This is a genomic window from Pantoea sp. LS15 (assembly GCF_012241585.1).
GTDB lineage: Bacteria > Pseudomonadota > Gammaproteobacteria > Enterobacterales > Enterobacteriaceae > Enterobacter.
In genome coordinates this window covers 39,489-57,023 of sequence record NZ_JAAVXA010000020.1, presented here as the reverse complement: position 1 = coordinate 57,023, position 17,535 = coordinate 39,489, and the positions used below count along the sequence as shown (strand labels likewise).

Below are 17,535 nucleotides of genomic sequence, written 5' to 3'. Positions count from 1 at the left end.
GTGAAGAGGCCATCCGGAAGGATGGCCTTTTTGCGTTTGTACGCAAAAAAACTGTAGGCGGGTAAGGCGAAGCCGCCACCCGGTAAGTCAGATCGCACTCCACTCCACAATAAACTCCGCAATTCCATCCACATCATTTAAATCGAGCACCGGAACCTCAAGCGGCAACACAACATCACTGGCCACCGCAACCACATGCTCATCAAGCGTTAACTCGCTAACATCATGCCCGGCATCGCTTCTGAAAAGCAGGATCTTAGGTACAGCCTCATGCTTAAAACCCTCAACCAGCACCAGATCCAACCTGGAATGATCCATTCGACTGACCAGGTAAGCGAGATCCAGCGGCGCCTCATCAGGTGTTTCTGTCATTAGCGCCCAGCGCTGACGACTTGCTACCATCGTTTGAGCTGCACCCGCTTTACGTAACTCATAGCTGTCTTTGCCCGGTTTATCGACATCCATATTATGGTGGGTGTGCTTGATCAATCCTGGATGTATACCCCTGGCACAAAGGGCAGGAATGAGCTTTTTCAACAGCGTGGTTTTCCCGGTCCCACTCCAGGCGGAAATAGCCAGAACAGGTATCATCATTTCTCCTGCATCATCTGCAAATCTTCAGTTGTATTCACGTTCACAAACGCAGACTTCATATCACTGAAATCAATGGAATGGCCGCCAGACTGACGCATAAAGACCATCACCCTACGCTCTCCCGCCGTCAGGTACTCCTGCAGAGCAGGCACTAATGATCTGTGCATCAACGCGATAGCAGGATGGTCACGCTCACCGTCATGTACCCAGACCACAGGGGCTGCAGCACGAAGCCGTACCAGACGCTCGACAAGGCAGGACGGAATCAATGGGGTATCGCAAGGACAGAAAATAAACCACTCTCCGGGCGACTGCTGCATAACCGAAAGCATACCAGCCAGCGGACCTGGGTAATTTGCCTGGTTATCCTGATAAACGGCGTACCCGCTGCGCTGGTATGTCTCAATATGCCTGTTAGCACTGATGACCATTGTCGTCACCTGGCCTGTAAGCGCATCAGCGACACATTGCCACAAGGGTTTACCGTTCAAAAGCTGAAGCCCCTTATCTTTTCCCCCCATTCGCGTCGCTCTGCCACCCGCCAGAACGACCCCAGTGATTTCCTGGCTAAGATTCACGAATATCGCCTCTTTTATTGTGGGATTGACCCTGCTAACGTGTCACTCTAAATGAAAGGAGCACCACCATGAAATGTAAACGTCTGAATGAAGTCATTGAACTCCTCCAGCCAGCCTGGCAAAAAGAGCCAGAGCTGAATTTGATGCAATTTTTACAGAAACTGGCGAAAGAGTCAGGTTTTGACGGCGAACTGGCAGACCTTTCTGATGATATCCTGATCTACCATCTTAAAATGCGTGACTCTGCCAAAGATGCTGTTATTCCAGGTATTCAAAAAGATTATGAGGAAGATTTTAAAACCGCATTGCTGCGCGCCAGAGGCGTAATTAAAGAGTAAAAGCTTGTAAGCGGCGGCACCGAAATCGCCACAAGATGATATCCTGAATCATTCGTATAATTTCCGGATGATCGGATGAACGACCAGGCTTTTACTTTCCAGACATTACACCCGGATACCATTATGGATGCCCTGTTTGAACAGGGTATCCGGGTGGATTCTGGGCTAACGCCGTTAAATAGCTACGAAAACCGTGTGTATCAATTTCAGGATGAGGAGCGTCAGCGCTTCGTCGTGAAGTTTTATCGCCCTAAACGTTGGTCAGCAGAACAAATTCAGGAAGAGCATCAATTTGCTCAAGATCTGCTGGATGACGATGTACCCGTTGCCGCCCCGCTAAAATTCAATAACCAAACGCTGCTTATGCACGAAGGGTTTTACTACGCAGTCTTCCCAAGTCTCGGTGGTCGCCAGTTTGAAGCGGATAATATTGATCAAATGGAGTGGGTGGCCCGCTATCTGGGACGTATACATCAGACGGGACGCAAAAAATCCTTTATTGCCCGTCCGACTATCGGCATTCAGGAATACCTTCTTGAACCTCGCGAAGTATTCGAAACCTCTGCGCTGATCCCCACAGCGCTAAAGGATAATTTCCTCAGCGCCACTGATAAGCTTATTGGTGCGGTAAAAGCCAGCTGGCGCGATGATATTTCCGTGCTGCGTCTGCATGGCGATTGTCACGCAGGAAATATTCTCTGGCGTGATGGCCCGCTGTTTGTCGATCTCGATGATGCGCGTATGGGACCAGCAGTTCAGGACTTGTGGATGCTGCTCAATGGCGACAAAGCCGAGCAGCGCATGCAGCTTGAAACCATTATTGAAGCCTATGAAGAGTTTAGCCCGTTTAATTCAGACGAAATTACCTTGATTGAACCTTTACGTGCGATGCGTTTTGTTTATTATCTCGCATGGTTAATCAGGCGTTGGGATGACCCCGCGTTTCCCCGAAATTTCCCGTGGCTTACCGGAGAAGATTACTGGCGCAGCCAGATATCTACATTTACTGAGCAGGTTAAGGTTCTTCAGGAACCCCCTCTGCAATTAACGCCGATGTATTAATTGGACACACCCAGGAGAGAGTTTATTATGAAAAAAATTTGGCTGGCGCTGGCAGGAATGATTCTGGCATTTAGCGCTTCTGCTGCGCAGTTTACCGACGGCAAACAGTACATCACGCTGGACAAGCCTGTTGCTGGCGAGCCACAGGTTCTGGAGTTCTTCTCGTTCTATTGCCCACACTGCTATCAGTTCGAGCAGGTGCTGCATGTATCTGACAGCGTGAAGAAAAAGCTGCCAGAAGGCACCAAAATGACCAAGTACCACGTTGAATTCCTGGGTCCATTGGGTAAAGACCTGACTCAGGCGTGGGCAGTTGCTATCGCACTGGGCGTAGAAGATAAGATCACTTCCCCAATGTTTGAAGCCGTACAGAAAACCCAGACCGTTCAGACTACTGCCGATATCCGTAAAGTTTTCGTTGATGCGGGTGTGAAAGGTGAAGACTATGACGCGGCATGGAACAGCTTTGTGGTGAAATCTCTGGTGGCTCAACAGGAAAAAGCCGCTGCCGACCTGCAGCTTCAGGGGGTTCCGGCGATGTTTGTTAATGGCAAATATCAGCTGAATATGCAGGGCATGGACACCAGCAGCATGGATATCTTCGTACAGCAGTATGCCGATACTGTGAAATACCTGGTTGAGAAGAAGTAAGATTATTGATGTAAAAACGCCGGTCACTGACCGGCGTTTTTGTATGAAGATTTAATGTTGTCTATCTGTTCGTCTTTCTCTTTCCAGAGTGTATTAAGCCATAACTGGAAACGACGTTTGAAATTCTTATCGTTAACGTAGTCACCGTGCAATTCGGCCTCGATCGGTACCAGATCAACACGCACAACAATGCGCGTCAGCTTGCCACTGAGCATATCGAAGAACGGCGTTTTATCGTTTTCCGGGTAGCAGAGGGTGACGTTAAGTAATTTATCGAACTGAGCACCCAGCACGTTAAGCGCCATCGCAATACCCGCGGCTTTTGGCGGCAGCAGGTTCTGAAAAGGAGAACGTGTTTGTTGGCGCTTCTCTTCTGTAAACCGGGAGCCTTCAACGAAGTTCACGATGGTTGTTGGATGTGCGCGAAACTTTTCGCAGGAACGGCGTGTGGTCTCCACGTCCTTACCGCGACGCTCAGGATGGCGGATCAAATAGCTGCGCGAATAGCGTTTCATAAACGGCATATCGAGCGCCCAGCAGGCCAGACCGATGAAAGGAACCCAGGCGAGCTGCTGTTTCAGGAAGTATTTGTTCATCGGGATGTGCTTACGGAAAAGCACACATAACACCACGATGTCAGCCCAACTGTGGTGATTGCAAATTAGCAGGTACCAGTTCTTTTTGTTGAGGCTCTCCAGTCCTTCAACATCCCACTTCAGTTGTGGGTTCAGGTACAACAGGATCGCCAGCCCTTCACACCAGCAATACATCATGAAATTACAAAATGTGGACACGGCTCGCCACACCACAGGCACAGGCAGCAGCAGTTTAATAATTCCTGCGACAATGATCGGCACAGAACAGGCGATAGTCACCAGAATCGTTAAAATGATGCTTAACAGTAATGTTATTGCAGCGAGCAATCTGGACATGATTAGCTTTTTCAAATAGTTAGCTTTAATTGAGCGACCGGCTATTCGGCGCTGGGCGCTGATTTTACCAGAAAATAGACGAAGTAATGGCGCTTTCACACGGAGAGTTGGTGGCTTTTTCCCTACTGCAGAAGATTTCGCTACGATTCTGCACGAATCAGGGCTTATATCCACATAGACTAAATTGTCATCAGCGGGTAATACAGATGAGATCTAACAGAATAACGTTATGATAATTAAGATCTAAATTATATCACGTATGTATTTTTAGCGTCTGTTATTCATATGAAGTGAAAATATACACAAACTTATCCACAGTTTGTTTTTTGCGAGAGATCTTCACGATCGCAAAATCTTTTTCTGTATCTGGCGCTAATAACTGATGTTTTCATCCTTCTGTGGCATCCTTTAGCCATAAATTGATTAAAGGCACGGACATTATGGTTCAGATCCCAGAAAACCCTCTTATTCTCGTCGACGGCTCTTCTTACCTGTATCGGGCGTATCATGCGTTTCCTCCTCTGACCAATAGCGCAGGGGAACCTACCGGCGCGATGTACGGCGTGCTTAACATGCTGCGCAGCCTGATACTCCAGTATCAGCCAACCCATGCGGCGGTGGTCTTTGATGCCAAAGGCAAAACCTTCCGCGACGAGTTGTTTGAGCATTACAAATCTCACCGCCCGCCAATGCCTGACGATCTGCGTGCGCAGATTGAGCCGCTGCACGCCATGGTGAAAGCGATGGGCCTGCCGCTGCTGGCTGTCTCTGGTGTTGAAGCCGATGACGTCATCGGCACGCTGGCGCGTGAAGCTGAAAAAATGGGCCGTCCGGTGCTGATCAGCACCGGTGATAAAGATATGGCGCAGCTGGTAACGCCAGGTATCACCCTGATTAACACCATGACCAACACCATTCTGGGGCCTGAAGAGGTTGTCACAAAATATGGCGTACCGCCTGAGCTGATTATCGACTTCCTCGCGTTGATGGGCGATTCGTCGGATAACATCCCTGGAGTCCCTGGTGTCGGTGAAAAAACGGCACAGGCGCTGCTTCAGGGGCTGGGCGGGCTGGATACGCTGTACGCGGAATCGGATAAAATCGCCGGGCTCTCCTTCCGTGGTGCAAAAACCATGGGCGGAAAACTTCAAGATAACAAAGAGGTGGCTTACCTCTCTTATAAGCTGGCAACGATTAAAACCGATGTCGAACTGGAACTGGGTTGTGAGCAACTGGAAGTGCAGCAGCCTTCTGCTGACGATCTGCTGAGCTTGTTTAAGCAATACGAATTCAAGCGCTGGATCACCGACGTCGAAAGCGGCAAGTGGTTACAGGCAAAAGGGGCTAAGCCAGCAGCAAAACCGAAAGAGACGATAGTTGTTGATGCTGAAGAACAGGCCGAAGAAGAAGCCGTAACCTTGTCCTTCGACAACTACGAGACCATTCTTGAAGAGTCACAGCTGATCGCCTGGATCGAGAAACTGAAAAAAGCGCCGGTCTTTGCCTTCGACACGGAAACCGACAGCCTCGACAACATCTCTGCCAATATGGTGGGCCTGTCATTTGCGACAGAACCGGGGATGGCGGCTTATGTTCCTGTTGCACACGATTACCTGGATGCGCCGGCGCAGATCTCCCGTGAACGTGTGCTCGAGTTGCTGAAGCCGGTTCTGGAAGACGACAAGGCGCTCAAAGTCGGGCAAAACCTGAAGTACGATCGCGGTATTTTGCAAAACTACGGTATTGAGCTGCGCGGTATCGCATTCGACACCATGCTGGAATCCTACATTCTGGACAGTGTTGCAGGTCGCCATGATATGGATTCCTTATCAGACCGTTGGCTGAAACATAAAACCATCACTTTCGAAGAGATTGCCGGTAAAGGGAAAAATCAACTTACCTTCAACCAGATTGCACTCGAAGAGGCGGGTCGCTATGCCGCGGAAGACGCGGATGTCACCCTGCAATTGCACCTGAAGATGTGGCCAAAACTTCAGAAAGAAGCAGGGCCGCTGAACGTATTCCAGCATATTGAGATGCCATTGGTGCCTGTGCTTTCACGTATTGAGCGCAATGGCGTTAAAATCGATCCAACTGTATTGCATAACCACTCCGGGGAGCTCGCGCAGCGTCTGACCGAGCTTGAGCAAAAAGCGCATGAGCTTGCTGGAGAACCGTTTAACCTCTCGTCACCGAAACAGCTGCAAACCATTCTGTTTGAAAAGCAGGGTATCAAGCCGCTGAAGAAAACGCCTGGCGGTGCACCGTCGACGTCTGAAGAGGTGCTTGAAGAGCTGGCACTGGATTACCCCCTGCCAAAAGTGATTCTGGAGTATCGGGGTCTCGCGAAGCTGAAGTCCACTTACACTGATAAGCTCCCGCTGATGATCAACCCGAAAACAGGCCGTGTGCATACCTCGTATCATCAGGCTGTGGCAGCGACGGGTCGACTCTCGTCAACTGATCCAAACCTGCAGAACATTCCGGTACGTAATGAAGAAGGTCGCCGAATCCGTCAGGCTTTTATTGCGCCAGATGACTACCTGATCGTCTCTGCTGACTACTCGCAAATTGAGCTACGTATTATGGCGCATCTGTCCCGCGACAAAGGCTTGCTGACTGCTTTTGCCGAAGGGAAGGACATCCACCGAGCAACCGCGGCGGAAGTCTTCGGTTTGCCGTTGGATAGTGTAACCAACGAACAGCGCCGCAGCGCCAAAGCGATCAACTTTGGTTTGATCTACGGTATGAGCGCATTTGGTCTGTCGCGCCAGCTCAACATTCCACGCAAAGAGTCGCAGAAGTATATGGATCTCTACTTCGAGCGTTATCCTGGCGTGCTGGAATATATGGAACGCACCCGCGCACAGGCTAAAGAGAAAGGTTATGTCGAAACACTGGATGGCCGCCGTCTCTACTTACCAGATATCAAATCCAGCAATGCAGCGCGACGCGCTGGTGCAGAACGTGCGGCAATCAACGCCCCTATGCAAGGTACTGCGGCGGACATCATTAAGCGTGCGATGATCGCCGTTGATGCCTGGCTGGAAAAAGAGAAGCCTCGCGTGAAAATGATCATGCAGGTTCACGATGAACTGGTATTCGAAGTGCACAAAGACGACCTCGACGCTGTATCGAAGAAGATCCACGAACTAATGGAAAGCAGCATGACACTCGACGTGCCGTTGCTGGTGGAAGTGGGAAGTGGTGAAAACTGGGATCAGGCTCACTAAAGGCTCTGCGAATAACGCGCTTTTTATGTAAGTTAGCAACATAACAAAGTGCGTTTTGTGACGATCATTAGAATTCCCTATGTAAATAATGAAAAAAAACTACAAAAAGTGCTTTTTCTGCAGCAAAAAAAGGGGTAGAGTTATCGACGTAGGGTACAGAGGTAAGATGTTCTATCTTTCAGACCTTTTACTTCACGTAATCGGATTTGGCTGAATATTTTAGCCGCCCCAGTCAGTAATGACTGGGGCGTTTTTTATTGTGGAAAAGAAACATTCAGGTAAAAAAAGCGCGGACATCGCCGCGCTCGGTATTACTCTTCTTCCGCTTCCGTCGCGGGTTCCAGCTCGCTAAACCAGGTGTCGAGCTTCTGGCGCAGTTTGTCTACGCCCTGCTTTTTCAGAGAGGAGAAAGGCTCCACCTGCACATCACCGTTGAAAGCCAGCACCGCTTCGCGAACCATATTCACCTGCGCTTTACGCGCGCCGCTTGCCAGCTTATCGGCTTTCGTCAACAGCACCAGTACGGCAATATCGCTTGCTACAGCCCAGTCGATCATCTGTTGATCAAGATCTTTCAGAGGGTGGCGAATATCCATCAGCACCACCAGACCTTTCAGGCACATGCGTTTTTCCAGGTATTCACCCAGCGCACGCTGCCACTTGATTTTCATCTCTTCGGGTACCTGAGCGTAACCGTAGCCCGGTAAGTCGACCAGGCGTTTGCCCTCTGCCACTTCAAACAGGTTAATCAACTGGGTACGGCCAGGTGTTTTTGAGGTACGCGCCAGGCTTTTCTGATTAGTCAGCGTGTTCAGGGCGCTGGATTTTCCCGCATTGGAGCGGCCAGCAAATGCCACTTCAATACCGGTATCAGAAGGAAGGTGGCGAATATCGGGCGCACTGGTGACAAAATGCGTCTGTTGGTAGTTCCAGGTAGTCACGTGGTCGTCTCCAAAATCGTAATCTGAAGGGGATTATACCCGAATGCAGGCAAAAGGCTTTTCTGATTGCATATGGCCTGTAGGTGAAAGCCCTGGCTGTTGTGAGAGATCGGCTAATCAAGCTTTGGGATATTTCAGAGAAATCGCAGGTGCCAAAAATGGCAAACTATTTTAAATCATAAACTTAAATGCGGGTAATTGTCCGAAAATCCCTTTTTGTACTGTTTCGTTGCTTGTTAGTTTAACGGAACAAGGTAAAGTGTGCGTCAGGGCGAGGAAGCCAACAGGAAATCGACTTAAGGATTAGGGGTCAGGAGCGCCAGGAGGCGAAGACGCAGGATAGTCAGGATGACCAGCGCCTGGAGGCGTTTTAACAGGAAATGGAACCGTATCAAGGACGGTATCAGCCAAGGGATAAACAGGGCTTGTTGTTGGCAAACACGGAATGTCTGACCCGCTAAGGGTTGTGAGTCAGGAAAAAAGGCGACAGATTGCTCTGTCGCCTTTTTTCTTTGCTTGCTTTCTGCTAGATTTCGCCGCAATTCTATACTGAAGAAAACGACTTAAAGATAAAACATCATGAAAAAACCAACCTCCGCTGCGGGCGCTAAACGCCCTGCAAAAGCACGCCGCAAAACGCGCGAAGAACTGAACCAGGAAGCGCGCGATCGTAAACGCGACAAAAAGCATCGCGGTCATGCTGCGGGTAGCCGTGCGAACGGCGGTGGTACTGCGGGCGCTTCTGCAAAAGGTAAGCAGCAGAAAGATCCTCGTATCGGCAGTAAAACTCCCATTCCACTGGGCGTGACAGACACCCCGGTCACTAAGCAGCACAAACCAAAGAGCGAGAAACCTATGCTTTCACCGCAGGCTGAGCTGGATATGCTGGAGAACGATGAGCGCCTGGACGCGCTGCTGGAACGTCTTGAAGAGGGGGAAACCCTGACTGCTGAAGAGCAGTCGTGGGTTGATGCCAAACTGGATCGCATTGATGAGCTGATGCAGAAGCTTGGTCTGTCTTACGACGATGAAGATGACGAAGAAGAAGAAAAGCAGGAAGATATGATGCGTCTTCTGAAGGGTGGAAACTAACATTTGCACCCGGCAGGAACGCTGGTCCTGCTTATAACCCTTCCGGTTATATGTTATCTGGTGTGGTTATTCGTTAAACTACGGCGGTTGTCGCGGCGCCAGAAATGGCTGCGCACCCGAATGATGGCTCGCAACGGGGCCAGGTCGGGCCGCCGTATACGAACGCGACACCAACGGAAGGAGTGAGCATGTCTGTACCATCTATCGACTGGGATTTGGCCCTAATCCAGAAATATAACTATTCCGGGCCACGCTATACGTCATACCCTACCGCGCTGGAGTTTACTGATACCTTCGGCGAGACTGAATTTCTTCAGGCCGTGGCGCGCTATCCTGAACGCCCGCTTTCGCTCTACGTCCATATTCCGTTCTGCCATAAGCTCTGCTACTTCTGCGGCTGCAATAAAATTGTTACCCGCCAGCAGCACAAGGCCGATCAGTATCTGGATGCGCTCGAACAGGAAATCTTGCATCGTGCGCCACTCTTTGCCGGACGTCATGTCAGCCAGCTGCACTGGGGTGGCGGTACGCCAACCTATCTGAACAAAGTGCAAATCAGCCGATTGATGGCGTTGCTGCGCAGCAACTTCAATTTTAATGATAACGCCGAAATCTCGATCGAGGTTGATCCGCGAGAAATCGAGCTGGATGTACTGGATCACTTACGCGCTGAAGGTTTTAACCGCCTGAGTATGGGCGTGCAAGATTTCAATAAAGAAGTACAGCGTCTGGTGAACCGTGAGCAGGACGAAGAGTTTATCTTCGCCTTACTGAATCACGCGCGTGAGATTGGTTTCACCTCGACCAATATTGACCTGATTTACGGCCTGCCAAAGCAGACCCCCGAAAGTTTTGCCTTCACACTGAAACGCGTGGCCGAACTCAATCCGGACCGCCTGAGCGTCTTTAACTATGCGCACTTACCAACGCTGTTCGCTGCCCAGCGCAAAATAAAAGATGCTGATCTCCCTTCTGCCCAACAGAAGCTGGATATTTTGCAGGAAACCATTACTTCACTGACTGAGACCGGTTACCAGTTCATCGGTATGGATCACTTTGCCCGTCCGGATGACGAACTGGCCATTGCTCAGCGTGAAGGGGTATTGCACCGGAATTTCCAGGGCTACACCACCCAGGGCGATACCGATTTGCTGGGGATGGGCGTCTCTGCCATCAGCATGATTGGCGACTGCTATGCACAAAACCAGAAAGAGCTGAAGTCGTACTACCAGCAGGTTGATGACGCCGGCAACGCGCTGTGGCGTGGCATTGCGTTAACGCGCGATGACTGCATTCGCCGTGATGTCATTAAGGCGCTTATCTGCAACTTCCGTCTCGATTTCAGTGACGTTGAGTCGCAGTGGGGTCTGCACTTCAGCGATTATTTTGCGGAAGACCTGAAACTGATTGCACCGCTGGCGAAAGATGGGCTGGTGGATGTATCGGAGAGTATGATTGAGGTCACGCCGAAAGGACGTCTGTTGATCCGTAATATCTGCATGTGCTTTGACGCGTATCTGCGTCAGAAAGCGCGTATGCAGCAGTTCTCGCGGGTGATTTAAGGCGCATAGCCAAAAGTATGAAACGTAGGCCGGGTAAGGCGAAGCCGCCACCCGGCTTTTACGTTCAACTCCGCTAGCTAAACAGCCCAACCAGCGCCGCACACAACATAGCCGCAACGGCTGTTTGCGGTGTGTGGCTTTCGGCTGCACCGCTAGAGAGCAAATTCACTAATGATTCCAGCATGATGGTCCCCCCAATTTCCGGGCACGATCATACAAAACTCATCGGAACAGTAAAGCGCAAAATAACAGCATTTTGCGCTCAATTAATAACCTTTACACTTCGGGGGAACATTACTCCATACCCAGCTCTTTCAGTTTACGCGTCAGGGTATTACGTCCCCATCCCAACAGGCGAGCGGCTTCCTGCTTATGCCCCTGCGTATGACGAAGCGCGGTAGTTAACAGCGTACGCTCCATCTCTGGCTGAGCTTCAGAAAGCAGGTTTTGATGACCGGAACGCAGGGCGCGGTCGGCCCACTGCGCCAGTAGCGTTGCCCAGCTGTCAGGCAGTGCATGTCCGGTACTGCTCTCTGGCGCGGATGCCTCAAACAACTCTGCCGGTAAATCCTGAATCAACACTTCCTGCCCGGCGGCCATCACGGTCAGCCAGCGGCAGGTGTTTTCCAACTGGCGCACGTTGCCCGGCCATGCCAGACGCGTCAGAGCGGCATCGGTTTCCGGGTGAAGCTGCTTGGCTTCTACGCCCAGCTCACGAGCCGCCACCTGCAGGAAATGACGTGCCAGGCGGGGAATATCTTCCCGACGTTCACGCAGCGGCGGCAGATGAACGCGAATGACGTTCAGACGGTGGAATAAATCCTCACGGAATTTTCCTTCCTGCACGCGTTGCTCCAGATTCTGGTGTGTTGCGGCGATAATACGCACGTCCACTTTTACCGGCGCATAGCCGCCCACGCGATAAAACTGCCCGTCGGCCAGCACGCGCAACAGGCGGGTCTGGACATCCAGCGGCATATCGCCAATTTCATCCAGGAATAGCGTACCGCCGTCCGCCTGTTCGAAGCGCCCCTGGCGAATGGTATTTGCGCCGGTAAATGCCCCTTTTTCATGGCCGAACAGTTCGGATTCAATCAAATCCTTCGGGATCGCTGCCATATTCAGGGCGATAAACGGGGCTTTTGCCCGCGGGCTGTGGCGATGTAATGCATGTGCCACGAGCTCTTTACCGGTTCCCGATTCGCCGTTAATCAATACGCTGATGGACGAGCGGGACAAACGGCCAATAATACGAAACACATCCTGCATCGCCGGCGCTTCGCCGATGATATCAGTTGTTGGCCCAAAATCGGGTGTGTGGCGAGGCTGTTGCTGTTCCTGATAGTGGCTAATCGCACGCTCAACCAGCGCGACCGCTTCGTCGATATCAAACGGTTTTGGCAGGTAATCGAACGCCCCTTGCTGGTAGGCGCTCACTGCGGCATCAAGATCGGAATGTGCCGTCATTATGATGACCGGAAGCATAGGGTGGCGTTGTTTGATCTGCTTTAAAAGCGCCAGCCCGTCCATTCCCGGCATGCGAATATCCGAAAGCAGAACGTCCGGCGTTTTGGTGGTGAGTGCGTCGAGTACTTCGCTGCCGCTCTCAAACGTCGTGCAGCTTAATCCTGCCCCTGTGAGCGCGCGTTCAAGCACCCAACGGATGGAGCTATCGTCATCGACTACCCAGACTATCCCTCGTTGCATAAACGTCACCTTTATTTTTTAATCGGCAGGAAAACCGAAAACTCGGTGTGTCCCGGCCAACTGTTAAATTCAATTTTTCCAGAGTGTTGATCGATCAAACTGCGTGCAATGGATAAGCCCAGGCCGGTTCCGCCTTCGCGACCACTTACCATCGGGTAGAACAGGGTGTCCTGTAGATGCGATGGAATACCTGGTCCGTTATCCTCAACGTCGATTCGGGCTGCCAGACGATAGCGTACGCCGTGTAACGTGAGCTGGAAGGCGGTGCGGGTACGTAAAATAATCTCGCCCCCTTCCGGCCCCAGAGCCTGCAGGGCATTGCGTACGATATTCAACAACACCTGCTCAATCTGATCCGGGTCATGCGCCAGTTCCGGCAGGCTTGGGTCGTAATCACGCACCAGCGTGACGTTTTCTGGTAACTCCATCGAAACCAGTTTCACCACCCGTTCAGCCACTTTATGAATGCTTTCTGATACGTGCATACCCGGTTGCTGGGGTCCGAGAAGACGGTCAACCAGATTGCGCAGGCGGTCTGCCTGTTCGATGATGACGTTGGTGTACTCCGCCAGCGCGGGGTCGGGCAGCGCCTTGGTCAGGAGTTGTGCTGCGCCGCGTAATCCCCCCAGCGGGTTTTTGATTTCATGCGCCAGACCTCGCACCAGGTCTCGGGCGGCAATTTGCTGGGCATGCTGAAGCTGCTCCTGGCTCAGTCGGCGCTGATTATCCATCGGAGCCATTTCCAGCAGGATCAATCCTTCAGGAAGACGTTGGGCCGTCAGTGACAGAATATGCGAGCGCCCGTCGATAACCAGCGTGACTTCGTTATCCGTAAATCCCTGACCGGCCTGCAAACTTTCCTGCATCAGGCCAATATTCAGCGAAAAATAACTCAGTAATTCCGGAAGCGGGGTGCCAAACAGTTTACGTGCGCTTTGGGCGAGCAGCTGCTGCGCCGCCGGGTTGGCATAATGTACGGCCAGCTCGTCGTCGACAAGCAAGATACTGTTAATCAAAGAATTGAGGATCTGCCCAGCATCGGGCAGCGTGCCAGTTGCCATTCAGCAGTCTCCTGGAGTTGTTTGCACTAATTTAGTGCAGTATAGCTTTTTCGTCGTAAAAAGCGCGCGAGATCAGGTTGTTGGTGGAGAAAAAAGCCCATCCGGAGATGGGCTAAAAGTTTCCACGGCAACTACCCCCGGCGTTTATCACGCCGGGTAAAACAACTTAATTAAACGCTGTAGTACAGCTCGAACTCAACCGGGTGTGGCGTCATACGCACACGGTCGTTCTCTTCCATACGCAGGGCGATGTAAGCATCGATAGCGTCGTCAGTGAATACGCCACCTGCAGTCAGGAACTCGCGGTCTGCGTCCAGTGCCTGCAGGGCTTCTTCCAGAGAGCCAGCAACCTGTGGGATCTCTTTCGCTTCTTCTGGCGGCAGGTCGTACAGGTTTTTATCCATTGCTTCGCCTGGGTGGATCTTGTTCTTGATACCATCCAGACCAGCCATCAGCAGTGCTGCGAAGCACAGGTATGGGTTAGCCGCTGGGTCCGGGAAGCGCACTTCGATACGACGCGCTTTAGGAGAAGCAACAACCGGGATACGGATAGAAGCAGAACGGTTACGCGCAGAGTAGGCCAGCATTACTGGCGCTTCGTAGCCCGGGACCAGACGCTTGTAGGAGTTAGTGGTTGGGTTAGCCAGGGCGTTGATCGCTTTAGCGTGTTTGATTACGCCGCCGATGTAATACAGCGCCTGCTCAGACAGACCAGCATATTTGTCACCAGAGAACAGGTTGGTACCGTTCTTGGACAGAGACATGTGGCAGTGCATACCGGAACCGTTGTCGCCAAACATAGGTTTTGGCATGAAGGTAGCGGTTTTACCGAAACGGTGCGCAACGTTGTGCACAACGTATTTGTAGATCTGAATTTCGTCTGCTTTTTTGGTCATGGTGTTGAAGCGGGTAGCCACTTCGTTCTGACCCGCAGTCGCCACTTCGTGGTGGTGAGCTTCAACTACCAGGCCCATCTCTTCCATCACCAGACACATGGTGGAACGAATGTCCTGTGCTGAGTCGACTGGAGGAACCGGGAAGTAACCGCCTTTAACGCCTGGACGGTGACCTTTGTTACCACCTTCGTATTTGGTGGAAGAGTTCCATGCGCCTTCGATATCGTCGATAGCAACGTGGGAACCAGAAATAGACGCACCGAAACGGATGTCGTCGAACAGGAAGAATTCTGGCTCTGGCCCGAACAGAACGGTGTCTGCGATGCCGGTAGAACGCAGGTATTCTTCAGCGCGTTTCGCGATAGAACGTGGGTCGCGGTCGTAGCCCTGCAGCGTGCCTGGCTCGAGGATGTCGCAACGGATGATCAGGGTTGGTTCTTCGAAGAACGGATCAATGACCGCAGTGGTCGCATCTGGCATCAGAACCATGTCGGATTCGTTAATGCCTTTCCAGCCACCAATGGAGGAGCCGTCAAACATTTTGCCTTCTTCGAAGAATTCGGCGTTTACCTGATGAGCAGGAATTGTGACGTGCTGTTCTTTACCTTTGGTATCGGTGAAGCGCAGATCAACAAACTTCACTTCATGTTCGTTCAGCATCGTCAAAACGTGTTCAGCGGACATACTTAACTCTCCAGATTGGTCATTGTCGTCGTGGTAACGAGGTCTTCAATTTCTGTTTGTACTGGCTGTTGCCATGTATTTTTTATAAAGCGAAATCTGTGCCAACTTTTAAAACACCCCAAAAAGGCGTTATCATGCGCACCATAGTGCAAAAGGGCTGCACCACAATGGATTTGTTGCACCAGTATAGTGCTTCAATGTGAACATTGGGCACCATATTGGTGCAATTTACGTTAAAGTGCCCTTTTACCGCTCCGTGAAAGCGATCACAAAGCATCTCTGCAATACTTGTTTGCGGGGGATGTTTGTGATCCTGTTTTGTAGTGCGATTAATCCGTGTACAATAACGCGCTATTTCTAAATGCCTGAGGCAAAGTTGTGATCGAAAATTTGCGTAACATCGCCATCATCGCGCACGTTGACCATGGTAAAACTACCCTGGTTGATAAGCTGCTGCAGCAATCCGGTACGTTTGATGCGCGTGCCGAAACCCAAGAACGCGTGATGGACTCCAACGATTTGGAGAAAGAGCGTGGGATTACCATCCTCGCGAAAAACACCGCGATTAAATGGAATGACTACCGTATCAACATCGTTGATACCCCAGGGCACGCCGACTTCGGTGGTGAAGTTGAACGTGTAATGTCCATGGTAGACTCCGTTCTGCTGGTCGTTGACGCAATGGATGGCCCAATGCCACAGACGCGCTTCGTGACCAAAAAAGCATTTGCCCATGGTCTGAAGCCAATCGTTGTTATCAACAAAGTTGACCGTCCTGGCGCGCGTCCTGACTGGGTTGTTGACCAGGTATTTGACCTGTTCGTTAACCTCGACGCGACTGACGAGCAGCTGGACTTCCCTATCGTTTACGCTTCTGCGCTGAACGGTATTGCGGGTCTGGATCACGAAGACATGGCTGAAGACATGACCCCGCTGTACCAGGCGATTGTTGACCGTGTTCCTGCGCCAAACGTTGATCTCGACGGCACACTGCAGATGCAGATCTCTCAGCTCGACTACAACAACTATGTTGGTGTAATCGGCATTGGTCGTATCAAACGCGGTAAAGTGAAGCCTAACCAGCAGGTCACTATCATTGATAGCGAAGGCAAAACCCGTAACGGTAAAGTCGGTAAAGTACTGACTCACCTGGGCCTTGAGCGTATTGAGAGTGACATCGCGGAAGCGGGCGACATCATCGCCATCACCGGTCTGGGTGAACTGAACATCTCCGACACCATCTGCGACCCGCAGAATGTCGAAGCGCTGCCAGCCCTGTCCGTTGATGAACCAACCGTATCCATGTTCTTCAACGTCAACACCTCTCCGTTCTGTGGTAAAGAAGGTAAATTTGTTACCTCTCGTCAGATCCTTGACCGCCTGAACAAAGAGCTGGTGCACAACGTTGCGCTGCGCGTTGAAGAAACCGAAGACGCTGATGCATTCCGCGTTTCTGGTCGTGGTGAGCTGCACCTGTCTGTTCTGATCGAAAACATGCGTCGTGAAGGTTTCGAAATGGCGGTTTCCCGTCCGAAAGTTATCTTCCGCGAAATCGACGGCCGTAAACAAGAGCCGTTCGAAAACGTTACTCTGGACGTTGAAGAGCAGCACCAGGGTTCTGTGATGCAGGCTCTGGGTGAGCGTAAAGGCGACCTGAAAAACATGAATCCAGATGGCAAAGGCCGCGTACGTCTTGACTACGTGATCCCAAGCCGTGGTCTGATCGGCTTCCGTTCAGAATTCATGACCATGACTTCCGGTACCGGTCTGCTGTACTCCACCTTCAGCCACTACGACGATGTTCGTCCGGGCGAAGTTGGCCAGCGTAACAACGGCGTGCTGATCTCCAACGGTCAGGGTAAAGCGGTTGCGTTTGCGCTGTTCGGTCTGCAGGATCGCGGTAAGCTGTTCCTGGGTCACGGTGCTGAAGTTTATGAAGGCCAGATCATCGGTATTCACAGTCGTTCTAACGACCTGACTGTAAACTGCCTGACCGGTAAGAAACTGACCAACATGCGTGCGTCCGGTACTGACGAAGCAACGGTTCTGGTTCCACCGATCAAGATGACCCTGGAGCAGGCTCTGGAATTCATCGATGACGACGAACTGGTAGAAGTGACTCCACAGTCAATTCGTATCCGTAAACGTCACCTGACCGAGAACGATCGTAAACGTGCTATGCGCGGTGCGAAAGAAGAGTAATT

16 protein-coding genes are annotated in these 17,535 nt (G+C 51.4%); 8 read left to right on the top strand and 8 right to left on the bottom strand.

Annotation, left to right across the window (positions count from 1 at the left end; translation table 11 throughout):
- Positions 1-87 precede the first annotated feature (87 nt).
- Together mobB and mobA are read right to left on the bottom strand one after the other, a co-directional pair.
- Positions 88-591: a molybdopterin-guanine dinucleotide biosynthesis protein MobB gene (mobB, locus tag HED65_RS21175; protein ID WP_114980052.1), complete on the bottom strand. Its 504-nt coding sequence runs from the start codon at positions 589-591 to the stop codon at positions 88-90.
- On the bottom strand, positions 591-1,172 hold the full coding sequence (mobA, locus tag HED65_RS21170; RefSeq protein WP_114980051.1) for a molybdenum cofactor guanylyltransferase MobA: 582 nt from the start codon (positions 1,170-1,172) through the stop codon (positions 591-593). Before mobA ends, mobB begins: the two co-directional genes overlap by 1 nt.
- A 68-nt stretch (positions 1,173-1,240) precedes the next feature.
- Here mobA and HED65_RS21165 point away from each other — a divergent pair, with 68 nt between their 5' ends.
- From HED65_RS21165 to dsbA, 3 genes are all read left to right on the top strand, one after another.
- Complete coding sequence (locus tag HED65_RS21165; protein ID WP_003861904.1) at positions 1,241-1,510, top strand: YihD family protein; 270 nt, start codon at positions 1,241-1,243, stop codon at positions 1,508-1,510.
- A gap of 75 nt (positions 1,511-1,585) precedes the next feature.
- Positions 1,586-2,572: a serine/threonine protein kinase gene (locus HED65_RS21160; RefSeq protein WP_114980050.1), complete on the top strand. Its 987-nt coding sequence runs from the start codon at positions 1,586-1,588 to the stop codon at positions 2,570-2,572.
- A gap of 27 nt (positions 2,573-2,599) precedes the next feature.
- A complete protein-coding gene (gene dsbA, locus HED65_RS21155) occupies positions 2,600-3,223 on the top strand; it encodes a thiol:disulfide interchange protein DsbA (protein ID WP_114980049.1) in 624 nt (207 codons plus the stop codon).
- A gap of 23 nt (positions 3,224-3,246) precedes the next feature.
- Here dsbA and yihG read toward each other — a convergent pair whose 3' ends face one another.
- Entirely contained in the window at positions 3,247-4,155 is a 909-nt protein-coding gene (yihG, locus tag HED65_RS21150) for a 1-acylglycerol-3-phosphate O-acyltransferase, YihG family (RefSeq protein WP_114980048.1), read from the bottom strand.
- A gap of 440 nt (positions 4,156-4,595) precedes the next feature.
- On the opposite strand from yihG, the gene polA reads away from it, so the two are divergent.
- Positions 4,596-7,388 carry a DNA polymerase I gene (polA, locus tag HED65_RS21145; RefSeq protein ID WP_114980047.1) on the top strand — a complete coding sequence of 931 codons (2,793 nt, stop codon included), beginning with the start codon at positions 4,596-4,598 and terminating at the stop codon, positions 7,386-7,388.
- A gap of 166 nt (positions 7,389-7,554) precedes the next feature.
- Positions 7,555-7,602, top strand: a complete 48-nt coding sequence (gene spfP, locus HED65_RS23065) for a small protein SpfP (RefSeq protein ID WP_071892919.1) — start codon at positions 7,555-7,557, stop codon at positions 7,600-7,602.
- Positions 7,603-7,699: 97 nt separating this feature from the next.
- Here the strand turns inward: spfP and yihA are convergent, their stop codons facing one another.
- Positions 7,700-8,329 carry a ribosome biogenesis GTP-binding protein YihA/YsxC gene (yihA, locus tag HED65_RS21140; RefSeq protein WP_028018155.1) on the bottom strand — a complete coding sequence of 210 codons (630 nt, stop codon included), beginning with the start codon at positions 8,327-8,329 and terminating at the stop codon, positions 7,700-7,702.
- 579 nt (positions 8,330-8,908) lie between these two features.
- Between yihA and yihI the strand changes: the two genes are divergently transcribed.
- Both yihI and hemN read left to right on the top strand, forming a co-directional pair.
- Positions 8,909-9,421, top strand: a complete 513-nt coding sequence (gene yihI / locus HED65_RS21135) for a Der GTPase-activating protein YihI (RefSeq protein WP_114980046.1) — start codon at positions 8,909-8,911, stop codon at positions 9,419-9,421.
- A gap of 188 nt (positions 9,422-9,609) precedes the next feature.
- Complete coding sequence (hemN, locus tag HED65_RS21130; RefSeq protein WP_114980044.1) at positions 9,610-10,983, top strand: oxygen-independent coproporphyrinogen III oxidase; 1,374 nt, start codon at positions 9,610-9,612, stop codon at positions 10,981-10,983.
- 73 nt (positions 10,984-11,056) lie between these two features.
- Here hemN and HED65_RS21125 read toward each other — a convergent pair whose 3' ends face one another.
- The 4 genes from HED65_RS21125 to glnA form a co-directional block, all read right to left on the bottom strand.
- On the bottom strand, positions 11,057-11,167 hold the full coding sequence (locus tag HED65_RS21125) for a YshB family small membrane protein (protein ID WP_049008129.1): 111 nt from the start codon (positions 11,165-11,167) through the stop codon (positions 11,057-11,059).
- Positions 11,168-11,277: 110 nt separating this feature from the next.
- Entirely contained in the window at positions 11,278-12,690 is a 1,413-nt protein-coding gene (gene glnG / locus HED65_RS21120; protein ID WP_114980043.1) for a nitrogen regulation protein NR(I), read from the bottom strand.
- Between the two features lie 11 nt (positions 12,691-12,701).
- Entirely contained in the window at positions 12,702-13,751 is a 1,050-nt protein-coding gene (gene glnL / locus HED65_RS21115) for a nitrogen regulation protein NR(II) (protein ID WP_028018152.1), read from the bottom strand.
- A gap of 170 nt (positions 13,752-13,921) precedes the next feature.
- Entirely contained in the window at positions 13,922-15,331 is a 1,410-nt protein-coding gene (gene glnA / locus HED65_RS21110) for a glutamate--ammonia ligase (RefSeq protein WP_023309763.1), read from the bottom strand.
- 378 nt (positions 15,332-15,709) lie between these two features.
- On the opposite strand from glnA, the gene typA reads away from it, so the two are divergent.
- Entirely contained in the window at positions 15,710-17,533 is a 1,824-nt protein-coding gene (typA, locus tag HED65_RS21105) for a ribosome-dependent GTPase TypA (protein ID WP_047624623.1), read from the top strand.
- The last annotated feature ends 2 nt before the right edge of the window (positions 17,534-17,535 follow it).